The 20,803-nt window shown below is 68.8% G+C and carries 13 protein-coding genes and 3 pseudogenes; 4 read left to right on the forward strand and 12 right to left on the reverse strand.

Annotated elements, in window-relative coordinates; all coding sequences use genetic code 11:
* Positions 1-39: 39 nt before the first annotated feature.
* The 8 genes and pseudogenes from OG568_RS11510 to pqqA all read right to left on the reverse strand — a co-directional run.
* Positions 40-2,067: a PQQ-dependent sugar dehydrogenase gene (locus tag OG568_RS11510; protein ID WP_329531407.1), complete on the reverse strand. Its 2,028-nt coding sequence runs from the start codon at positions 2,065-2,067 to the stop codon at positions 40-42.
* Between the two features lie 12 nt (positions 2,068-2,079).
* Positions 2,080-7,554 carry a glycosyl hydrolase family 28 protein gene (locus OG568_RS11515; RefSeq protein ID WP_329531408.1) on the reverse strand — a complete coding sequence of 1,825 codons (5,475 nt, stop codon included), beginning with the start codon at positions 7,552-7,554 and terminating at the stop codon, positions 2,080-2,082.
* Between the two features lie 11 nt (positions 7,555-7,565).
* Positions 7,566-8,360, reverse strand: coding sequence for a Tat pathway signal sequence domain protein (locus tag OG568_RS11520; protein WP_266587933.1), 795 nt, complete (start codon positions 8,358-8,360; stop codon positions 7,566-7,568).
* Positions 8,361-8,367: 7 nt separating this feature from the next.
* On the reverse strand, positions 8,368-9,567 hold the full coding sequence (locus tag OG568_RS11525) for a glycoside hydrolase family 88/105 protein (protein WP_329531409.1): 1,200 nt from the start codon (positions 9,565-9,567) through the stop codon (positions 8,368-8,370).
* A pseudogene (gene pqqE / locus OG568_RS11530) lies at positions 9,564-10,649 on the reverse strand (pyrroloquinoline quinone biosynthesis protein PqqE). The gene OG568_RS11525 and the pseudogene pqqE overlap by 4 nt, the downstream one beginning before the upstream one ends.
* Complete coding sequence (gene pqqD / locus OG568_RS11535) at positions 10,646-10,900, reverse strand: pyrroloquinoline quinone biosynthesis peptide chaperone PqqD (protein WP_329531410.1); 255 nt, start codon at positions 10,898-10,900, stop codon at positions 10,646-10,648. Before pqqD ends, pqqE begins: the two are co-directional and overlap by 4 nt.
* Positions 10,901-11,064: 164 nt before the next feature.
* Positions 11,065-11,763 (reverse strand): annotated as a pseudogene (gene pqqC, locus OG568_RS11540) (pyrroloquinoline-quinone synthase PqqC); the annotation flags it as partial.
* A 90-nt stretch (positions 11,764-11,853) separates the two neighbouring features.
* Positions 11,854-11,949, reverse strand: a pseudogene (gene pqqA, locus OG568_RS61420) (pyrroloquinoline quinone precursor peptide PqqA); the annotation flags it as partial.
* 366 nt (positions 11,950-12,315) lie between these two features.
* Between pqqA and OG568_RS11550 the strand changes: the two are divergent.
* On the forward strand, positions 12,316-13,107 hold the full coding sequence (locus OG568_RS11550; RefSeq protein ID WP_266431833.1) for an aldo/keto reductase: 792 nt from the start codon (positions 12,316-12,318) through the stop codon (positions 13,105-13,107).
* A 246-nt stretch (positions 13,108-13,353) separates the two neighbouring features.
* A complete protein-coding gene (locus OG568_RS11555) occupies positions 13,354-14,049 on the forward strand; it encodes a glycoside hydrolase family 75 protein (RefSeq protein WP_329531412.1) in 696 nt (231 codons plus the stop codon).
* A 19-nt stretch (positions 14,050-14,068) separates the two neighbouring features.
* Here the strand turns inward: OG568_RS11555 and OG568_RS11560 are convergent, their stop codons facing one another.
* Together OG568_RS11560 and OG568_RS11565 are read right to left on the reverse strand one after the other, a co-directional pair.
* The gene (locus OG568_RS11560) at positions 14,069-14,770 is read right to left on the reverse strand and encodes an SDR family oxidoreductase (RefSeq protein WP_329531413.1); all 702 of its coding nucleotides are present in this window, start codon (positions 14,768-14,770) and stop codon (positions 14,069-14,071) included.
* 525 nt (positions 14,771-15,295) lie between these two features.
* Positions 15,296-15,520, reverse strand: a complete 225-nt coding sequence (locus OG568_RS11565) for a hypothetical protein (protein ID WP_329531414.1) — start codon at positions 15,518-15,520, stop codon at positions 15,296-15,298.
* Positions 15,521-15,744: 224 nt separating this feature from the next.
* Between OG568_RS11565 and OG568_RS11570 the strand changes: the two genes are divergently transcribed.
* Entirely contained in the window at positions 15,745-17,133 is a 1,389-nt protein-coding gene (locus OG568_RS11570) for a glycosyltransferase family 39 protein (protein WP_329531415.1), read from the forward strand.
* A gap of 10 nt (positions 17,134-17,143) precedes the next feature.
* On the opposite strand, the gene OG568_RS11575 is transcribed toward OG568_RS11570, so the two are convergent.
* Entirely contained in the window at positions 17,144-18,040 is an 897-nt protein-coding gene (locus tag OG568_RS11575; RefSeq protein ID WP_329531416.1) for a class I SAM-dependent methyltransferase, read from the reverse strand.
* Between the two features lie 139 nt (positions 18,041-18,179).
* Between OG568_RS11575 and OG568_RS11580 the strand changes: the two genes are divergently transcribed.
* Positions 18,180-18,950, forward strand: coding sequence for a phytanoyl-CoA dioxygenase family protein (locus OG568_RS11580; RefSeq protein WP_329531417.1), 771 nt, complete (start codon positions 18,180-18,182; stop codon positions 18,948-18,950).
* A gap of 28 nt (positions 18,951-18,978) precedes the next feature.
* Here the strand turns inward: OG568_RS11580 and OG568_RS11585 are convergent, their stop codons facing one another.
* Positions 18,979-20,685, reverse strand: a complete 1,707-nt coding sequence (locus tag OG568_RS11585) for a glycoside hydrolase family 6 protein (RefSeq protein WP_329531418.1) — start codon at positions 20,683-20,685, stop codon at positions 18,979-18,981.
* Positions 20,686-20,803 lie beyond the last annotated feature (118 nt).

A 20,803-nucleotide genomic window follows, 5' to 3' on the forward strand; every position in this document is an offset into this window, starting at 1 on the left:
GCTCCCCGGTACAACGCCTCGGTCGGGCTGGTCGTCGGGCTAGTCGATGCTCACCTTGAAGATCTTGTCCGAGCCGTCCGCCGCTCCTCCGTTGTTGTCGCAGTTGGTGGTGGAGAGCCAGAGCTGGTCGGCGCCGGGCACCTTGGTGACCGTGCGCAGGCGGCCGTAGGTGCCGACGTAGTACGCCGTCGGCGTGCCGACGTTCTCCGTGTCGCCGGTGATGGGGATCCGCCACAGGCGTTCACCGCGCAGGGACGCCATGTAGACGACGTTGCGGACGATCGCGATGCCGCTGGGGGACGCCTCGGAGACGTTCCAGGTCGCCTTCGGGTTGGTCATCCCGGAGACGCTGCAGCTGCCCTCGCAGGTCGGCCAGCCGTAGTTGGCGCCCGGTTTGATGAGGTTGAGTTCGTCCTTGGAGCTGTTGCCGAACTCGGCCTCCCACAGACGGCCGTTGCGGTCGAAGGAGAGGCCCTGCGGGTTGCGGTGCCCGTAGCTGTAGACGTAGTTGCCGAACGGGTTGCCGGGGGCGGCCTTGCCGTCCGTCGTCATCCGCAGGATCTTGCCGTTCAACGAGGTCTTGTCCTGGGCCAGTTCGGGTGTCTGGGCCTCGCCGGTGGAGACGTACAGATAGCCGTCGGGGCCGAAGAGCAGCCGTCCGCCGTTGTGGTAGCGGTTCTTCTTGATGCCCTGGAGGAGGATCGTGTAGTTGGTGAGGGAGCCGCCGTCGTAGGTCATGCGGACGACGCGGTTGCCCTCGGAGGCCGTGTGCATGAAGTACACGTAGTGGTCGGTCGCCCATTTCGGGTCGACGGCCACGCCCAGCAGTCCGCCCTCGCCGTTCGTGGTGACGGCGTTCGGCACGGTTCCGACCTGGGTCCTCGTGCCGTCCTTGGTGACCTTCCAGACCCGGAAGTCGTCCCGCTCGGTGACCAGCGCCGTCTGCCCGTCGGGCATCCAGTACGTGCCCCAGGGGATCGTCCAGCCGCTGGAGACGGTCCCGATGGACGAGGGGACCCCGCCGTCGGTGGCGCACGCCTTCGTCGTGAAGCTGACCGTGTTGCTCTGCGGAGAAACATTGCCGGCCGCGTCGCGCGCCACCACGTTCAGGGTGTACGGGCTGTTGCAGGCGAGCCCGGTGAGCGTGGTCGACGTGCCGGTGACGCTCTTGTACACCGTGGTGTCGCTGCGCACGTCGTAGCCGACGACCGCCTTGTCGTCGGTCGAGGCGCCCCAGCTCAGGTCGGCGCTGGTGGCCGTGACGTTCGACGAGGTGAGGGTGCCGGGTCTGGTGGGTGGGGTGGTGTCGGAGCTGGGCCGGGTCGTGCAGTCGACGACCGGACTGGCCTGGGAGGCGTTGCCGGCCGCGTCGCGCGCGATGACGGTGAGGTTGTAGGTGGTGTTCGGACTCAGTCCGGTGAGCACCTTGGAGGTCGCGTCGCCCGCCGCCTCGCCGAGCTTGTTGCCGTGCTCGTAGAGGTCGTACGCGGCCACGCCGACGTTGTCGGTCGACGCGCCCCAGGAGAGGGTGAGGCCGTCCTCGCCGATGTCTGGGCAACTCGGCTGGCCCGGCCGCGACGGTGCCTGGGTGTCGGCGGCGGCGCCGACGCTGACGCGGTCGAGGTTGGGGCCGCCGTTCGCCGTGGTGGCGGTCGCGCGGATCTTGTTGGAGCCCGCATTGAGCTGGACGTTCAGACTCTTCGTCGCCCAGGTGTTCCAGTCGGTGGTGGCCGGGAAGGAGACCCCGGAGGCGACGACCGTGCCGTTGACGGAGAGGTCCATCGGCCGGTCGACGCTCGTCCCGTTGGCGTAGCGCAGGGCCAGCGAGGAGGTGCCGGCCGTGGCCGCGCTCACCGTGAACTCCACGTACGAGCCGGTGATGTTGGTGTAGTCGACGAAGCCGGTGCCCGTGTAGCCGGTGTGGTTGGTGGCGACGGCGCCCTGCGAGATCGTGGCGTCCTCGGCCTGGTAGTCGGTGGCCGCCTGCGCCGCCGTGCCGGTCAGCGCGACGAGCGGCACGGCCAGGGCGAGCGAGAGGCACCAGGGCAGCGCTCTGTTGAGTTTCATGGGTTCGTCCCCTCAGCCCGTGTACTGGGCGAAGACCTTGAGATAGTCGTACGGCTGCTGCGACACGCCGCTGCAGGAGTCACCGTCGGATCCGGAGCCGCAGGCCCGGTCGCGGTTCACGGACCAGTAGGTGAGGCGCCCGATGTGGTGCTGTTGGGCGTAGGCGAGCATGGTCTTGAAGTCGGCGACGCGGACCAGTTCGCCGGAGTCGTCGGTCTTGCCGTTCATGGACGACAGGCCGATGTGCGCGTACGCCGTCGCGTCGCTGTATCCGTAGGCCGACTTGACCCGCGCCTTGAGGCCCTCCATGGCCTGGGTCGTGAGCGTGCCCATGTTGGTGGTGCCGCCGCCGAAGTCGAACGGCATGATGCACCAGATGTCATTGGCGAGCCCCGAGGTGGCGGCCCGCTTGATCATGTCGACCCCGGTGGAGTCCGGGCCACTGGTCGTCGTGCCGAAGGTGATGATCGTCTTGAGGCCGGGGTTGCCGGCCTTCACGATCTTCAGCGCGTCGATCACGCGTTGCCGGACGGTGGCATTGCTCCACTCGGTGTTCTCGATGTCGATGTCGATGACCTTGAGGCCATAGGCGTTGATGATCTTCTGGTAGGCGCCCGCGAGCGCCGAGGCGCTGGAACACTTCTCGCCGAGCTTGGCGCCGCTCCAGCCGCCGACGGAGACGACGACATCGCCGCCGGCCGCGCGGATCGCGTTGATCTTCGACTGGTCGTTGCCGCCGGTCAGCGGGCGGGAGCCGTCCCACTTCGGGTTGCAGGAGCCGTCGGAGAGAACGAACGCGAGCGTGAACCACTTCACCCCGGTCGCCGACATGACCGACGTCGGGTTCTGCGGGCTGCCCCAGCCGAGGTACTCATAGGGCGCCACCGCCATGCCCGGTGAGGCCGCGGCCGTCTTCAGGGCTGTGCTCACCGGCTTCACACGGATCAGGCGCGTCTCGCCCGGGCGCAGGGTCGCGCTGTACGAGTCCGCGATCGTGCCCTTGTGAGAGCCCGACCACAGGTCGGTGACATCACCGGAGCCGGTGAAACCGACCTGCGACCAGTTCACACTGACCGTGGAGTTGCCGGACGTGCCGGTGTTGAAGAGGGCGACGACATACTGGCCGTCGCTCTCCTTCTTGCTCCAGACCTGCTTGACGCCGCTGCTCACGATCCGCTTCGCGGCGACCCCGTCCTGGTCGACGCCGATGAGCCGGTCGTTGGTCAGCATCGGTTTGTCGACGGAGTCGAGGTTCGTCAGGTCCGTGCCGAGCAGCAGGGGTGCGCCCGCCATCGCCCACAGGGTGAAGTGCGAGCGGCGCTGGTCGGCGGTGAGGCCCGCCTGGTCGCCGTTTCCGATCTCCAGTGAGTCCAGGTCGTTCCAGCCGCCCGGGCCCGCGTACTGCTGCCAGTTGGCCGCCGAGGTGAAGCGGGCGGAGACGTGCGACCAGTCGGTCAGCGGATAGCCGCTGCCGTTGTCGCCGGAGCCGCAGTAGCACTCGACGTCGCCCTGGGTGCGCCAGCTGTTCGCCAGTGACTTCCAGGTGGAGGCATTGGCGATCGGAAGGTTGTTGGAGAGGGCGAAGGTGATGGGGCGGCCGGTGGCCCGCAGCGCCTTGTCCCAGGCCTGGACGTCGGGGATGTCGGCGCTGCCCACGCCGTCGATCTTCAGGTAGTCGACTCCCCAGGAGGCGAACTGCTTGGCCCATGAGTTCACGAACTCCTGGGCGCCGGGCTTCCCGTAGTCGATGTAGTACATGTTCTTGCAGTTGTAGTTCTTCTCGGTCTTCGAGGTGTCCGCGATGTCGGCCGCGTGGTACGAGGTCCCCTCGATCGGTGTGTTCTTGGTGACGGCGTTCTTGGCGATGCCCGGCGTCACGTAGAAGCCGAACTTCAGCCCCTTGGAGTGGATGTAGTCGGCCAACGCCTTGATCCCGGCGGGGAACTTGGCGGTGTCGACGGTCCAGCGCCCGTAGGAGTCGACGACGAATCCGTCTCCGTCGCACTTCTGCCAGAAGTCGTCGAGGTTGACGTACACGAAGCCGTGGTCCTTGAGTCCGCTCGCGATGAGCGCGTCGGCCTGCGCCTTGATCTTCGCCTCGGTCGGCCACCGGCGCACGAAGCTCCAGCTGCTCCAGCCCATGGCGGGGCGCAGCGACTGGCCGTTGTCCGAGTAGGTTCCCGGAGTGGCCGCGGGGGTGGCGTACGACGTGCCGATCCAGGCCTCGTCGATCCGCAGCCGCTTGTAGCGGGTGGTGTCGGTGGACGCGGCCCAGGTGGAGTCGACTTCGAGGCGTACGTACCGGGCGTTGGCGGCGGGCAGGTCGATTCCCTGGATGCCGCGTCGGCTGGGGAGCTGTCCGGTCTTGACCGCGCTGCCCCAGGTGGACCCGTCGTTGCTGAGGAACACCTTGTAGTCCTTGATGCGGGCGGACTGCTCGGTGTCGGAGCGTGCGTAGGCGACGGAGTCCTCGCGCTGGTTGAGGCCGATGTACTGCACCTTCTTGGCGCTGCCGAGGTCGAAGGTGAGGTTGACCGGCAGGGTCTTGTTGCTGTCCCAGTAGGTGAGGTAGTCGCCGTCGCCCGCGGCGGCCGCGCCATGACCGCTCACCGAGGCGCTCGCGGACATCGTGACGCCGGAGGCGATGCCCTGGCGGCCGGCCGTGGTGACCTTGAAGACGGTGTCGTACGGGTCCCAGTTCGCGAGGCCGTTGAGAGTGAGCACGCCACCTGACTGCGTCCACGAAACGGCCGCGTCCGTACGGAGGTTGGTGACGGCGGCGATGCGGTAGCCGTTGTCACGGATACGCAGGGTGCTGGTGCTGGGCGGGGTCAGCACATGGACGTACTGGAGGTTGGGGTCGGTCTTGCTGACCGTGGTGACGCCGTGTGCCCCGTCGTTCCAGAAGCCGGGCTTGAGGCCGCCGTACATGTAGCCGCCGCCCTCGGTTCCGTGCAGTGACTGCCAGATGGGACCGAGGTAGGAGTCGGCGAAGTTGTTGAAGGCCTCCTGGTTCGCCGGGAACTTGCCGTTGACCTGCGCGGTCTCGGCCATCAGTGCCTTCACGGACGAGCCCGCGTTGGTGATCAGGCGGCCGAGGGTGAGCGTCTTGTCGACGGAGGGGTTGGAGCCGTCGTACCACCACGCCCCGCTCGACGGCAGCTTGAAGTCGGCCTCGGTGAGGCGGGGTTGGGACGTGTAGACGGCCTGGGGGTAGTCGTAGGACGGGGTCATGCCCGTCTTCTGCTCATTGCTGATCATGTCCATGATCGGCGTGTCTTCGTTGTTGTTGCTGAGCGTGTAGTTCGGGCGCTTCTGCTGGATCTGCGCGTAGAGGTCGTGGCTCTCCCAGTACGCGTTGTCGTTGTCGATCCAGAAGCCGCCGAGGTCCGGATAGCGGTCCATGACCTCGAAGAAGTTGTCGTAGCTGAAGCGGCCGAAGCCGTCGCGGGTGGTGAGGTCGACGTCGGTCCCCTTGTAGGCGGAGTACGCGGCCGAGTCGAGCCACTCGTGACCGCCCTCGTCGTGCCACTGGGGGTCGTCGGTCATGTAGAGGACGACCTTGAGCCCCTTGGCCTTGGCGGCCGTGATCAGCTCACCGAGGAAGTCCCGCTTGGTGGAGCAGCTGCCGGGGATCTTCGAGGGCCAGGGCCGGGCGTAGCCGAGGCGGCTGTGGAAGGTGGCGAGGACGAGGTACTGGGTGTGCAGCTTCTGGGCCTCGTTCACCCAGTAGTCGGGGGTCCAGCCGCCGTTGGTGACGTCGTTCTCCCAGGCGGTGCAGCTGGTGTGGGCGGGGGCGGTGCGTTCGCCCCAGTGCAGGAAGAGTCCGCCGACGGAGCCGCGCAGGAACGCCTGGCGGGGGTTTTCGAGGTCGAGCGGCTTCACACCTGTGTGCGGCTGCGGCACAGCTCGGGTCGTCACCGCCGTGCTCTTGGCCGCCGTACCGCAGTTCTCGCTGGAGCCGCTGCCGGAGACCCGCAGCGTGCCGCCCGTGGTGTTGTGACTGTCCGTCAGGCAGTAGCCGGTGACGTTCTGGAAGCCCATGTCGTGGGGTGAGTCGCTCCCCCGCTGGGCCGTGAACCGGGTGAACCTGATCCCGTTCGCGGCGTTCGCGATGACGGCCGGGCGTCCGTCGTCGGCCGCGTACTTCACCGAGCTGTCCGTGAAGGTGATGTTGTCGGCGTTGTGGAGGTACCAGCCGTACGCGGGCCGCGTGCCGATGGCCTTGGGGTTGTAGTCGCCCGGGTCGTTGCTCGGCACGGCGGTGGACATGGTGCCGTTGCCGCCGGGGACGGTGATGTTGACGTTGGTGAAGGTGACCCCGCTGATCCGGTGGCCGTTCTCGCCCCACAGCGTCGGGCTGAAGGACGGACTCACCCCGGTCGCCGTGATGTTGTGGTACGTGACGTCGCTGATCGAGCCGACGCCGGGACTGTTGCCGCAGCGCTTCCGGGTACCGATCTTCTGCATGATCGGCGAGTGGACGCCGGTCATGGTGATGTCGCGGTAGTGGACGTCGGAGATCTTCGCACCGTCCATGGAGACCATGCCGAGCCCGGACTTGTCCGCGCCCTCGATGCGGATCTTGGCGAACTGGTAGTCGGAGAAGTCGCCGCAGGTCTCGGAGCCGAACATCAGGGCGTTGCAGCACGCCGCCGACAGATACGAGTCGCTCACCCGCACATGGCCGTTGGGGAGCTTGGCGCCGAGCGCGTAGTCGCTCTTGAAGACGAGGGCGTCGTCGTTGGCCTTGATGTTGGCGTTCGTGACCGTGACGTTGGTCGTGCTGATGATGTTCCAGCCGTCGCGGTCGCTCGCGGTGTCGATGGTCAGGTGGTCCGAGGTGACGTTCGTACAGCCGTTGATGAGGGCCGCGAAGTGGCCGCCGCGCCGCAGGGTGAGGCCGTCGCCGAGGCGCAGGCCGTCGCAGCGGGTCAGGGAGAGGATCTTGTCGGCCTCGCCGGACTTGGGGTTGCCGGTGATGAGGTTGCCGAGTCCGTCGATGACACCCCCGCCCACGAAGCCGATGTTCTTCAGCTTGTCGCCGTAGATCATCGCGTTGTGGAAGTGACTGTGCCCGTAGTCCTGGTAGGCGTCGTTGGGGTTGGTCTCGGGCGGGTCGTAGGTGTCCGCGCTGGAACCCTGGACCGTAGCGCCCTTGTCCACTTGAAGAGTGACCTCGCTCTTCATGTGGATGGTGTTCTTGGACTTGTACTGGCCGGCGGGGAAGCGGACGGTACCGCCGCCCGCCGCGTTCGCCGCGGTGATGGCCTTGTTGATGGCCGGGGTGTCATTGGTGGAGCCGTCGCCCTTGGCTCCGTAGTCGTGGACGTCGAACACGGCGGCGGCGTGGGGCGCGGTGGTGGACGTGGGTGCGATGGCGCTCCGGGGAGCGGCGAGGGCCGCGGGGTGCGTCAGCCCCAGTACGACGGCGAAGGCGAAGAAGACACTCGCCGCCCAACTCCATTTTCTCATGGGTGGTTTCATGGAACGGCTCCTCACACCAGTTGGTAGCCGCGCAGGTTGGTCAGCAGCAGGTAGCAGTCCTGCAGGGACCCGGAGGTGTCGCCGAGGGACCGGTAGATGCCCCACTTGGGGCGCACCCGGTCGGCGAGGAAGGTGTCGACGCCCGACTTGGACGCGTCGATGACGGTGGTGGAGCCGTTCTTGAGGATCCAGCGGAGGGTGCCCGCGGAGCCGTTGCCGACCTTGATCTGGAAGTCGACGTCGATCCATTTGTTCTGCAGCGGCTCCAGATCGGTGCGGCCGACGAGGATGTCGTCGATCGCGAGCTTCAGCTCGATGGTCTGCACCCCGTTCACCCGGCGCAGTGACTGCACGACGATCGGCGAGGTGCCGGTGCCGGGCTGCTTCATCTGCATGATGTGGGTGAAGGTGGTGGTCGCCTTCAGCGAGCTCGGGATGTACATCGAGTACGTGACCCGCCAGGTCTGGCCGACGGTCCACTTGAGGTAGTCACTGCCGCTGCCGTTACGCAGGCCCGTGACTTCCTGGCGCTGGCGGTCCGTCGAGGTGTCGCGGTCGACGGTGTGCATGTTGAAGCGCCAGTTGTCGCCGGTGGCGAAGATGTGCGGCTGGCCCGCGGGGTGCGAGTCCGCGCGGTCGTCCTCGATCGTCTCGAAGGCGCCGAGCTTGTCACCGCTCGCCGACGGGGACCACTTCAGCTGCCAGGAGGCGGCGTGCGCGGCGGTGGCCGTCGCCGGGATGCCGACCGCGGCCCCGGCGGCGCCGCCGAGCGCCGCGCCGAGCAGGGTCCTTCTCGTGGTGCTCATGGCTGACTCACCTCGTCCTGAGTGGGTGGGCTGTGAGCTGTTCGTTCATGATCAGAAAGGCGCCGAGGCCGTGGAAGTCGTTCGTGGCCCGGTCACGGGCGATGTAGTACGCGTAGTCGCCGACGTTGGTGCCGATGGAGATGTCGGTGAGGTTGGTCCGGCCGTCGGAGCCGACCGAGATCCTGGCGAGGACGCCCTGGTAACCGCGCTGCGCGACGGACGCGTAGTGCGGGTCGAGGTAGCCCTGCTGGGCGCCGCGCGAGAGGGCGTAGGTGAACATGCTGGAGCAGGACGTCTCGGTCCAGTTGTCGCTGCGGCCACCCTTGTCGATCACCTGGAACCAGCGGCCGGTGGCCGGGTCCTGGGTCTTCTCCAGGCCTGCCGCCAACCTCCGTAAAATGCCGACCAGTTGGGGGCGTCGTGGGTGGTCGACCGGGATCGCGTCGAGCACGTTGACGATCGCCATCGCGTACCAGCCGACCGCCCGGCACCAGTGTTCCGGGGCGAGACCGGTAGCCGGGTCGGCCCAGCTCGCCGTCTTCGACTCGTCGTAGGCGTGCTTCAGCAGGCCGTTCGCCACCTGGAGATGGTTGCCGTAGACGTAGAGCTGCTTGGCGGCCTCGTCGTTCGCGTAGGTCGCGTCCCCGAACTCCTTGCCGTACTCGACCAGGAACGGGTTCACCATGTAGACGCCGTCCGACCAGAGTTGGTGGGCCCGGCTGCTGGTGTCGGCATGCCAGAAACCGCCGTCGGAGGTGCGCGGGTAGGTGTTCAGACGGTTCCGGATCTTCAGGGCCGCCTTGCGGTAGCGGTCCTGGCCCGTCTCGTGGTGCAGGATGGTCAGCAGCCGGCCCGCCTGCATGCTGTCGAGACTGTTGAAGCTCTGGCTGATCGAACCGTCGCTCGACACGAAGCGGTCGACATAACTCTTGATGTAGGTGAGATAGCGGGCGTCGTGCGTGCGCTTGTACGTGAGGTACTGGCCGTAGAGGTACAGCCCGACCGGGTACGACCAGCCGCCGATCGTGCTCGGGGTGTAGCGGGCCATGGTCGAGTCGATCAGGGCGACGGACCAGTCCTGGGCGGCGACGGGTCTCCCCACAGGCGTTCGGGGTAGAGGTGTCGGGGGTGCGGTGGCGGCCACCGTGGTCAGGCCGGCGGTGGTGAGCACGCCCGCCATCAGCGCTGCCCGCAGTCGTCGTCTCATGTTCCTCCCTCTCGGTAGGCGTAGGCGGAGTTCCTGAGCGGGGCCTCGTCGACGAGTGCGCGGACGAGGTGGTGGTCGGGTGCGCGGTGGCAGGCCGGGTCGGTGCGGGAGGCGTCGCCGGTGAGCGCGTACGCCTGGCAGCGGCAGCCACCGAAGTCCGTCGTGCGCAGGGCGCAGCCGCGGCAGGGGTCCGGCATCCAGGCCTCGCCCCGGTAGGCGTTGAAGGCCTTGGAATCGCGCCAGATCCAGTCGAGCCGGTGTGCGCGCACGTTCGGCGCGTCGAGTGCGGGGAGCGTCGCGGCGGAGGGGCACGGGAGTGCGGTGCCGTCCGGGGCGACGGTGAGGGAGACGGCACCCTAGCCGCCCATGCAAGGTTTCGCGATGGCGTCGAGAAGGTCGGGGGCGACCCAGACCAGTTCGAGGGAGCCGGTGAGTTGTTCGCGCCGTCGGCGCACCGTGACGCGGGCCCGTTCGACCTGGTCCCGGGTCGGCAGGAGAGCGGTGCGGTTGCGGGCGGCCCAACCGTAGTACTGCGTGTTGGCGAGTTCGATCCGGTCGGCGCCCCAGGAGAGGGCGAGCGTGATCAGGTCGTCGACGGCGTCGATGTTGGCCCGGTGCAGGACAGCGTTCAGGCCGAGTGGCAGCCCGGCCGCCCGCACCAGCCGTGCGGCGCGCTCCTTGGTGGTGAACGCGCGGGCCCCCGCGATGAGTTCGGCGGCCCCGGGATCGGTGTGCTGCACGGAGAGCTGGACGCTGCGCAGTCCCGCGTCCACCAGCTCCGCGAGCCTTCGCTCGTGCAGGCCCACACCGCTGGTGACGAGCTGGGTGTAGAGGCCCGCGGCGTCGGCGGCGGCGACGATCCGGGCGAGATCGCGTCTGAGAAGGGGTTCGCCGCCGGACAGATGGGTCTGGACAACGCCCAGGTCAGCGGCCTGACATAACACGTCGGCCCATTGCCCGGCGGTCAGCTCTCTTGACCGACTGATCAGTTCGACGGGGTTGGAGCAATACGCGCAGCGCAGCGGGCAGCCGTGGGTGAGTTCGGCCAGCAGAGCCCAGGGGGGATCGACGGTCGCGGTCATCGGAGCCAGCCCTCCTCGCGCAACGCCGCGAGGAAGCGGGGTACTTCGTCGGCGACGGGCGCGCCGGGGAACCGTTCGGCGAGCGTGGCGACGATCTCGGACACCTCGCGGTGGCCGTCGCAGAGCCGGACGACACTCCCGGCGTGCCCGCGCAGGACCACGACCCGTTCGGGCACGAGCAGCAAGTCGGCTTCACGAACGGGATCATGACGGAACATCACGGGACGGGAGAGGGCGGGGCGCCAGGTCATGGCGGACCTCCCGCGGGGCCGGGCACACGCGGGGCCGCCGAATGATCCGACGGGCCCGGCGGGACAGCTCCGGGTGAGGCATCTCCTGACGCCCACCCGGACGCGAGGGACAACGCGTCCCCCGACACACCGGCCGACGTGCTCGTGCCCGTCGGTACGGTGTCGCTCGCCCGGTCCACCGCGTCCAGGAGCGCCCACAGCACCTCGCACTTGAACGTCAACGCCGCCACCGCCCGTTCCTGCTGCTCACGGGTGCGGGCCCAGCCCTGGACCAGGGCGAGTGCCTCCGCGCTGTCGCGGCCGCCCTGCCCGATGCGGGTACGGAAGTACGTGAGGCCCTCGGCCTCGATCCAGGGGTAGTACCGCTCGAACGCGGCGATCCGCGTACGCATCAGCCCCGGTGCGGACAGCTCCGTGAGGGAGGCGGCGACCGCGTCGAGCACCGGCCGCAGGCGGCAGAAATTGACGTAACCCTCGACCGCGAGCCGGACGCCGGGCAGCACCCGGGAGGTGTCCCACAGCGTCGGCCGTTCGAGGCCGACGGCCTCGCCCAGCCGAAGCCAGCGTTCGATGCCGCCCTGCCCGACCGCCGTGCCGTCGTGGTCCTGGATCCTGCGGACCCAGACCCGCCGCAGTGCGGGCTCGTCGAACTTGGCGAGGATCAGGGCGTCCTTGACGGGGATGTGGCGCTGGTAGTGGAAGCGGTTGGTGATCCAGCGGCGCAGCTCGGCCGGGGTCAATTCACCATCGTGCATACGGACGTTGAAGGGATGACGGTCGTGGTAGCGGTCCTCGGCGACGGCGCGCAGCCGCTCGGTGAACTCGGCGGTTCCCCAAGGGGCCGCGGCACCGTCGTCGGGTATCGGTGTCGCGGTCACTGTTCGACGACCCCGGGGCTAGACGGTACGTACGAGGTGTTGCCCGGCGGGTGCCCGTTCGGCCACCGCGCCCAGGCGCTCGCCGAGGGCGTACGCGGTGACCTCGAGGGCGGTTTCGACGACCAGATATCCAGGGGTCTCCCAGACCCTTTCCTCCGATGTTTCCCGAATGGCCTGCTCCGCGCGGCGGCCTTCGAAGACGCTCTTGTTCATGTGCGCGTACCTGCTTTCCTGATGGGTGGGGGGTGTAGGGCCCAGACAGGTGCTGGTGTTCACATGGATGCACCGAGTTCATGAACCCGTTCGGTGACGCCCTACAGAGTGGTCGGATGACGGCACACGGTCAATGGTCCGGACCCATAAGGTCGGATCCATTTCCGGCCAATCTCCGACCCTCACCAGGAATCCACAGCGAATCCACCGGTCAGGAATGCATAACGGCCGGTGATCGTTGACGATGGGAGTACCAACCGACGACTGAAGGATCGAGAGCTCGTGAGCAAGGTCCCCCCGATCATCCTGAACAACGGCATCGAGATGCCGCAGCTGGGCTTCGGTGTCTGGCAGGTCCCGGACGACGAGGCGGAGCAGGCCGTCGCCACGGCGCTGGAGTCCGGATACCGCAGCATCGACACCGCGGCGATCTACGGCAACGAGGAGGGCACCGGCAAGGCCATCGCCACCTCCGGCATCCCCCGCGAGGACCTCTTCGTCACCACCAAGCTGTGGAACAGCGACCAGGGATACGACTCGACGCTCCGCGCGTTCGACACCTCCCTGGAGAAGCTCGGCCTGGACTACCTCGACCTGTATCTGATCCACTGGCCGCTGCCGTCCCGGGGCAAGTACATCGACACGTACAAGGCCTTCGAGAAGCTCTACTCGGACGGCCGGGTCAAGGCCATCGGCGTCTCCAACTTCTACCCGGAGTACCTGGAGAAGCTGATCGAGGCGACGTCCGTCATCCCGGCCGTCAACCAGATCGAGCTGCACCCGCAGCTTCAGCAGCACGCGGCGCGCGAGTACCACGCGCAGCAGGGCATCGCCACCGAGGCCTGGTCCCCGCTCGGCTCGGGCAAGGGTCTGCTGGAGGTTCCGGCGATCGTGGCCATCGCCCAGAAGCACAACCGCACTCCGGCCCAGATCGTGCTGCGCTGGCACATCCAGCAGGGCAACGTCGTGATCCCCAAGTCCGTGACCCCGTCCCGGATCAGGGAGAACATCGACGTCTTCGACTTCTCGCTCGACGCCGAGGACATCGCGGCGATCAGCGCGCTGAACGAGGACCGTCGCCTGGGTCCCGACCCGGCGACGTTCGACATGGGCTGAGCCTGATCCCCACGGGCTGACCCGCCCCGACCCCACCGCCGGCCCGGACGCGCACCGCGTGTCCGGGCCGGCGGCGTTTCCCCACACGCATAGGCTTCCCCCGCACGCATCGACAGCCCCCTCCCCGCCGGTTTCAGCTCCTGGACCGGACCAACTCCGCTGGAGGGCTTGACGCGGTCATGCAAGCAGGGCCACCTTGTACGGCAACCCGGTAAGGAAACTTTCCTAACAGAAGGGTCCCCCACAGTGCGCTCTCGAACACTGACCCTCGCGGCCGTCGCCGGTGCCGCGCTCCTCGCCACCGCGGCACTCCCGGCCAGCGCGTCGGGCACCGTCACCCCTCGTTCCGCCCAGGAGGGTTCGGTCAGCGCGGCCGCCCTGCTCGCCAAGGTGACATCCTGTTCGCAGATATCGAGCGGCAAGTACAAGACCGACGACGAGACCTCGGCCACCATCCCCGTGTGCGGCAAGAACGGCGCGGTGTTCTGGAAGGCCGACATGGACATCGACTGTGACGGTCAGGTCACCAGCAAGTGCAACGGCGACGCCGACCCCTGGTTCCAGGACGACACGGCGTTCCACCAGTCCAACGGGAAGCCGCTGCGCGCCGAGTCACTGCCGTATGTGGTCGTGCCCAGCACCAGCAGCATCTGGAAGTACACGAGCTACGGCATCAAGGGCGGCGGTGTCGTCGCCGTGATCTACAACAACAAGGTCGAGTACGCGGTGGTCGGCGACACCGGGCCCACGAAGATCATCGGTGAGGCGTCGTACGCCACCGCGAAGGCCCTCGGCATCGACCCCGACCCTGCCACGGGCGGGGCCGACTCCGGCGTGACGTACATCCTGTTCAAGAACTCCCAGGTGACGCCGATCGAGAGTCACAGTGCGGCGGTGTCGCTCGGGGACTCACTGGCACAGCAGTTCCTGCAGAACAACTGAGGCCCCCGCGGGTCCGACGTCAGTTGGGCTGGCCGATCGGACGTACCACCACGGTGTTCACATCGACGCCCGCCGGCTGTCCGATGGCCCAGACGATCGACTCGGCGAGCTGGTCCGCCGTCAGCAGCTGACCGGGTGGCAGGCTCCCGTTGCTGTTCCAGAACGGGGTCTCCACCCGGCCCGGCGAGATCAGGGTCACACCGACACCGAACTCGGTCACCTCGCGGCGGGCGTTCTCGGCGAGCCCGGTCACGGCCCACTTGGTGGCACCGTAGATGTTGCCGGGGGTGTGGACGTGGCCCGCCACACTCCCGACCAGCACGATCCGGCCCCGCGTCTCCTTCAGGGCGTCGATGGAGGCCCTGATCAGCAGCGCGGGACCGAGCACATTGGTCAGCACCATCTCGGACCAGCCGGCCGGGTCACCGCCGGCGACGGTGTCGTGCGTGGCGAAGCCGGCGTTGGCAACGACGGTGTCGAGACGCCCGAACTCCTTGAGCGTCGCCTCGACCGCGGCCCGCACCTCGTCGTACTCGGCGGCGTGCCCGACGACGGTCAACAGCCCCTCCGGACTGCCGAGTTCCTCGGCGAAGGCGCGCAACCGCTCCTCACCGCGCCCGGTGACCGTCACCCGGTGCCCGGAGTCGAGCAGTCGCCGCGCGACCGCGGCGCCGATACCGCTTCCACCACCGGTGATGAGTGCGACAGGTGAGTCGGTCATGAGTACCCCCGTATGTGTGCGATGACTCGCGGGAGTACATCACTTGAAGCGCTCTCGAAGTCAAGGTCGGCACCGCCGAACTCCCTCAACACGTAAGCCGGTAGGGCACGTCGGGCAGATGTCTGCGCCACTCGGCCCGGGTCGCCCCGCCCCCCCGCTCGGGCGCACACTTCGGCCGCCGCACGATCCGGCGCCAACCGCACGGAGCGCACGGCCAGATGAGACGTCGCGATACGCAACTCGCCACCGCCAGAGGTGAATCCGATCGCGAGGACGGGTCCGTCACCGGCCGGCACGATCGCTCCCGGCAGCCGCGGGGACGCCGTCTCCCACACGCGGACCGAGCCGTCGGCCGAGAAAGCCAGGGCGGGGCGCTCCACAGTGGAGTCGGCGGCGGCCAGGACGGCGATCCGGTGCTGCCCGTCCGCGTCCCACAGGGTGAGGCGCCCCTGAATGTCGGCGGCGGCCAAGAGGCACCCCTGCACACACAAGTGCAGTAATTCACAGAAAAAAAACAGCAGTTGACTACCTCTTCCTGCGCCTGCCCGTCGCGACGTCGATCAGGGCCCCTTCTGCGGTCACGACCGTGCGCCCCGCCGGGTCGATCGCGGCGGCGTCCTCGGTCCGCGTTCCGATGATGCGGGAGCCGGGGTGCGGGCCCTGTCGTGTAACGCGGATCCTGTGGCAGCTATTGACGGGGATGTGCACCATGCCGTCGGCGGCGACGGCACGGGCTCCGTACCGCGGCACGGGTTCGGCCGGCCTCCCACCTGCATTGATAGGTGCCCCGCGACGGGGTTGCCCATCAGTCGTCCGACGGCTTGACTCGGCGGTGCACGTCCTCGGGGCCTCCTCGGAGGGGACCGCGAGGCATCGACCACGCGCCGGAGTCAGCCATCGCCACCACACACGCTTCCAGACCGCCGTTCGCCCCCGAACGGTTGCCGCCGTCGGCCCCACGCACCTCACTGACAGTGTGCGCACCCGCCCTGCTCTCGCTCGCCCTCGGGCTGTGGGGCGTACGACGTGGCGGCGCCATGTGGCGGGACGAGGCCGTGACCTACGACATGGCGCGCCGGTCCCTGCCCGACCTGTGGTCGACACTCGCCGATGCCGACGCCGTACACGGCCTGTACTACCTGTTCATGCACCTGCTGTTCGAGGTGACCGGTGGGCTGGACCCGCTCCTGGTGCTGCGCCTGCCATCGGTCCTCGCCACGGCCGCCGCGACGGGAACGCTGGCCCTCCTCGGACGCCGGCTGGCGGGGGCCCGCGCGGGTCTCCTCACGGGGGCCGTCTTCGCGCTGCTGCCGCAGGTCCAGCGGTTCGCGCAGGAGGGCCGGTCGTACGCGATCGTGTGCGCTCTGATCGTGTGGGCGACGTATCTGCTGGTGCGGGCGGTGGCGAGCCGGGACGGCCGGACCTGGGTCGCCTACGGCGCGGTGCTGATGGCGGCCGGGCTGCTGCACGAGTTCGCCCTACTGGCGCTCACCGCGCACGCGGTCGCCGTGCCACGCGCCGCCCGCCGGGCCTGGGCCGGGGCGGCGACGGTGGTCCTCGTCACGGTGGCGCCGCTCGCCGTCCTGAGCACGCGGCAGTCGGATCAGGTGTCATGGATCGGCAGACCGGGCGTCGGCACGCTCGCGGAGTTCGCGGGAACGGTCGCCGTCGCATTGGCCTGCGCGGCGATGTGCCGGAACACCACTTCGCGCGAACTCCGGGGCGTGCGGCTGCCCGTCCTCGCGCTCGGACTGCTCGTCCTGCCCACCCTCCTGCTCCTGCTGGTCTCGCTGGTCACACCCCTGTACGTGGACCGCTATGTGCTCTACGGGCAGAGCGGCACCGCCCTGCTGGTCGGCGCGGCGCTGGACCGGCTCGCCCGGACCCGGCGGACCCGCACGGCGGCGCTGGCCTGCGCGGGCGCAGCGGTCCTCGCGCTGCTCCCCGTCACCCGGCACCTGCGTACGCCGCAGAGCCGGGTCGACGACGTGAGCGCGATCGCCCACGCCGTGGCCCAGGCCGGTGCGCCGGGTGACGGGATCCTGTATCTGCCGGCGCGGCGCCGGGTGTGGTCCCTGCCCGACCCCGGATCCGTGCGCGGGCTGCGCGATCTGGCCCTCGACCGTGCGCCGGCCGCCTCGCACACCTTGTACGGCACCGAGGTTCCGGCGCCGGTCATCCGCGCCCGCATGATCACGGCGGCCCGTATCGTCGCGGTGAGCGATCCCGCGGGACAGCCGCTCGACACGACTCCGGGGGAGATCGTCAAACGGCGGGTCCTGGCCACGTACTTCGAGGAGTGCGGCACGCGCCGGGTCCAGGGCGCCCGGGTCACCGTGTACGCCCGCCCGGGCACGTGCTGACCGGCCGGAACTACTCCGGCTTCACCGCGACGTGCATGGTGTGCGCCGTCAGCAGGAAGACGTCCGGCCGGTGGTACACGCTCGCCTTGTCGTCCGGGTCGAGGAGACGGTCGAGGGTCGCGAGGTCGTCCGCGTCGAGGCCGGGGGCGAGGGCGTCGCGACGGTGGGTGAGGGAGGTGACGACGAAGGCGCGCGTCTCGTCCGAGACAGGGGCGGGGAGGTCGACGAGGAAGGTGCGGGTCGCGGTGTGGCGCAGGCCGACGGCGGTCAGCAGGGCGGGCCAGTCCTCCGTCTCCGCCACCGCTCCGGGCAACTCGTCCCGCATCCGGCCGAACCATTCGTCGTGGACCGCGTCGATCCGGGACTGAAGGCCGGGGCGGCCGATGCCGATCTCGCGCGGGAAGTAGCGCATGGGCAGGCCGCCTTCCATGAGGGCGAGGGTGCCGCCGGGCGCGAGGGCGCGTGCGAAACCGGTGAGCGCTGCGCGCTGGTCGCCGACGTGGTGAAGGGACCTGCTCGCCCACAGCAGGTCCGCCGGATACTCCAAGTCGGCGAGCCCGCTGCCGAGTTCGGCCCGCAGGGTGCTGAAGCGGTCGCCGACGCCGAGCCGGTCGGCGCGGGCGCGGGCCCGCTCCAGCAGGGGTTCCACCTCGTCCACGGCGACGACCCGCGCCGCGGGGAAGACGTCCGCGAGGAGACAGGAGATGACACCGGGGCCACTGCCCGCGTCCACGATCAGCCCGGTCCCGGACCGCTGGTTCCGCAGCCAGCCCGCCGCCTCGGTGTACTGGGGGCTGAAGAGCTCCGCCTCCTGCTCCAGCATGGGGATCATCTGACCGAAGTCCATGTGGGTGTGGTCGTGAGCGTGCCGGGCGCTGTCGTGGTTGTGGTGGTGGTCGTGTGCCATGGTGGTCGGCCTCTCGTCCGGGTGGGTACACAGCGTGCTCCTCGGCTTCCGGAAACGGCCAATGTTGTTGCGCAAACAGCAAAACCGGTGGTCGGAAAATGTGATGCGTCCGAAGCGGTCCGTCCCCGAACATGGCCCCATGGACGACGAGTTGGTGGAGCGGTTCCTCGAGGACGGGTTCGTAAAGATCGAGGGCGCCTTCCCGCCGCGCGTCGCCGAGAGCTGCGCCCGGCTGCTGTGGAAGGAGACGGGGTACGACCCGGACGACGCCGGCACCTGGAAGGACCCCGTGCACTGGGTGAGCAGCATGGCGCAGGGCCCGTTCGCCGCCGCGGCCAACTCCCCCGCTCTTCACCAGGCCTTCGATCTGCTGGTCGGCGAGAGACGCTGGGACCCGCTCTACGCGCTGGGCAGCTTCCCGCTGCGGTTCCCGCACACGGAGGAGCCGGACGACGCGGGCTGGCACATCGAAGGGAGCTACCTCCCCGCCGGTGAGTCGCTGTACCACTCCAATCTCCGCTCGCGGGGCCGGGCGCTGCTGATGCTCTTCCTGTTCAGCGAGGTGACGGAGGCCGACGCCCCGACCCGTATCAGGGTGGGCTCGCACCTCGATGTGCCGCCGGTCCTGGAGCCGTACGGCGAGGCGGGGGCCTCGTTCCTCGAACTCGGTCCGAAGGTGGCCGAGGCCTCCGCGCACCGCCCGCTCGCCCACGCCACCGGCCGGCCCGGCGACGTGTTTCTCTGCCATCCGTTCCTGGTGCACGCGGCGCAGCCGCACCACGGCACGCGTCCGCGTTTCATGGCGCAGCCGCCGCTGTGTCCGGCGGTGCCCTACGAGCTGGAGCGGGCGGACGGCGACTACTCGGCGGTGGAGTTCGCGATCCGCCGGGGGTTGGCCACGGAGGCCTGACCCCCGGCGGTTCACCGGGTCGGGCGCCCTACAGCGGCGGATACGCGTTCGTCATCAGCTGCTGGAACTGCGCCGAGAACCAGTGCCCCGACAGGGGGGCGTTCGGCAGTGCGCCGGACATGTTGTTGTTGTTCCGGGGGTTGCCCGTGTACGTCGGGTCGCACATCCGGTCGAAGCCCTTGCCCTCGTCGTTGGCGATGGCGGAGCTGGAGCCGTCGGACTCACCCGGGGGCTTCATCCACACATAGGCGTCGATCCCGGTGGCCGGGGAGGCCTGCGGGCGCTCGCCGAGGCCGGCACCGGCCTGGTTGCACCAGTTCCCGACGTGGATACGGCGGTCGTAGCGTCCGCCGTTGACGTAGGTGTCCACGCTGGTCGTCGCGCCGGGACCGGTGGGCCGGGCGGTGCCGCCCCAGCCGTTCCTGGACGTGTCGATCAGCATGCCGATGCCGGAGTTGAAGCCGACCGAGACGAGCTGGTTGCGGAAGGCCTGGGCGAAGGACAGCTCGTCGACGTAGCGGTTGTAGTCGATCCACTTGGACAGGCGGACGGAGGTGCCGTTCACCGTGTCGTTGATGGTGAAGTTGTTCTCCTTCAGGGCACTGTAGTTCGCCGTGTTGGTGATGAACCCGGCGACGTCGTCGACCGTCGCGCCCTCGCTGGTGGCCGCCTGCTTGAACAGGGTGGCGGACGTTCCGAAGTTGTCGTCCCAGCCGATCCAGCCGTGGTGACCGGCGTCCAGGTAGTTGTAGACGTTCGGGATCGCGCCGAGCTTGGCGAGCGCGTAGCCCACGCCCTTCACGTAGTTGCCGTTGGCGAGCATGGTGTCGCACTGCGGGGTGGCGGTGGCCCGGCTGCCGGTGTTGGTGACGAGGTTCGGCAGCGAGTCGATCTCGATGGTCGTGACGATCCGCAGTGCGGCGTACTTGCTGTCCGCGAGGATCGCCGCGATCGGGTCGATGAACTGCGTCTTGTACTTGTCGATCTCCGTCGGGCCGAGCTCCCCGTTGGAGGCGAGGGCCGCGCAGTCACGTCCGGGCAGATCGTAGACGACCAGTTGGACGACCTCTTCGCCGCTGCCCTTCTGCGCGAGCGCCGCGTCGAGGTGGGCGCGCAGGCCCATGCTGCCGCTCGCTCCGTTGATCGCGGCGATCCGGTCGAGCCAGACGCCGGTGGGCTGGTTGGAGATCCTGCTGCCGCCGGTCTCCGCCGCCGCCTTGGCGGACCACTCCGGGTTCACGTACACCTTGGCTCCGGCGTACGGGTTGTCGACTCTCCCGGAGGGGTCACTGCCCCCTCCGCCACCGCTTCCGTCGTCGACGTTGCAGGTCACCCCATCGAGGGTGAAGGTCGTGGGCAACGCGTTGGTGCCGCTGTAGGAGGCGTTGAAGCCGAAGCTGACCGAACCACCGGTCGCCAGCGTCCCGTTGTAGGTCTCGTTGGCCGCGGTGACGGCGGTGCCGCTCTGGCTGATCTTCGCGTTCCAGCCCGAGGTCACCTTCTGGTTCCCGGCGTACGCCCACTTCACCGCCCAGGAGGTCTTGGCGGCGCCGTTGTTGGTGACCGTGACGGCGGCGGTGAAGCCGGTGTCCCACTGGTTCTGCACCTTGTAGTCGACGGTGCAGGGGATGGCGGCGATCCCGGCGGGGTCCGCGGGAACGGCGGCCACGGCGGTGCCCGAGGCGCCGGCGAGCAGGACGAGCGCCCCTAAGAGCGCGGTTTTGGTACGACTCATGAGTGCGGGTTCCCATCTCTTCTTGTGCGGGTGTCCGTTGACTCCTCGCGCGGGCGCATGACTGATTCCTGCGCGGGTGTGCGTTTGACTCCGGCGCGCGTGTGCGTCTGATTCCGGC

The sequence above is a fragment of the Streptomyces sp. NBC_01450 genome (assembly GCF_036227505.1).
In the GTDB taxonomy this organism is placed as follows: domain Bacteria; phylum Actinomycetota; class Actinomycetes; order Streptomycetales; family Streptomycetaceae; genus Streptomyces.